This window comes from Paenisporosarcina sp. P4_D4 (assembly GCF_056401835.1).
In genome coordinates, this window is sequence record NZ_JBFUIO010000328.1 from 1 (window position 1) to 1,035 (window position 1,035).

Genomic DNA, 1,035 nt, shown 5'->3' on the forward strand with positions numbered 1-1,035 from the left:
GCTTCCAAGGGATGGTGAGTATTGGATTAATCAGTTTCACTGACTACAATTTTCTTAATTCAAAATTAAGAAACGAAACATAAAACTAGATACAAACGTACAAACCGTCGAAATTGCTTAATTTAGTTGGTTTTTTAAATGTGAAAAGAATTTCAATAAAATCGAGACTTTGTTATCTTAAAAATCCTCCAAATGTCATGTTGTTAATGGTTTTATCATATACATAAGTTTATAGCTGGGAAGGGGGAACTATAGATTATGGAAGAAACTATTAGTTTACAAGAATTTTTCCAGACACTTCGAAAGAGAATGCTTCTGATTTTTTCAATAACACTTTTAGTAACTGCTCTTAGTGGAGTAATTAGTTTTTACTTTTTAACACCGATCTACGAGTCTTCAACTCAGCTTTTAATAAATCAAGAAGACACAAACCAAATGCCTGATGTAGATATTCAAACAAATTTACAGCTAATAAATACCTATAGCATTATCATAAAAAGTCCAGCGATACTTGATCTTGTTATAAAGGAATTGGCACTTGAAAATATGACTACTCAATCATTAAACAAAAAAATAAATGTCAATAGTGAAGGCGATTCTCAAGTTGTAACAATTACTGTCCAGGATGCGGATCAATTTATAGCTCGTGACATTGCCAATTCGACTGCTGRTATTTTCCAGCGTGAAGTAATTGATCTTATGAACATCAATAATGTGAGTATATTATCAAGAGCCACTGCAAGTGATGAACAAGAACCTGTAAAGCCCCAACCCATTTTAAACATAGCTATTTCAATGGTTATTGGATTTTTACTTAGCATTGGGCTCGCTTTCCTTTTAGRATACCTTGACAATACATTAACTTCGGAGCAAGACATTGAAAAGCTACTTTCATTACCAGTGATAGGTTCTATTTCATCCATGGAGATAAAAGAACAAAAAAAAATAGCAAGACTTAATAAAATGCAGTATAAGAAAGGAGGAGATATGAATGGCTAATCGAAAGAAAAAGAAAATGGAGACGCAACTAATAAC

General features: G+C 32.1%; 1 protein-coding gene. It reads left to right on the forward strand.

Going from position 1 to position 1,035, the window contains the following annotated elements:
- Positions 1 to 258: 258 nt before the first annotated feature.
- The gene (locus AC1DSL_RS18585) at positions 259 to 999 is read left to right on the forward strand and encodes a YveK family protein (RefSeq protein ID WP_477533384.1); all 741 of its coding nucleotides are present in this window, start codon (positions 259 to 261) and stop codon (positions 997 to 999) included.
- The last annotated feature ends 36 nt before the right edge of the window (positions 1,000 to 1,035 follow it).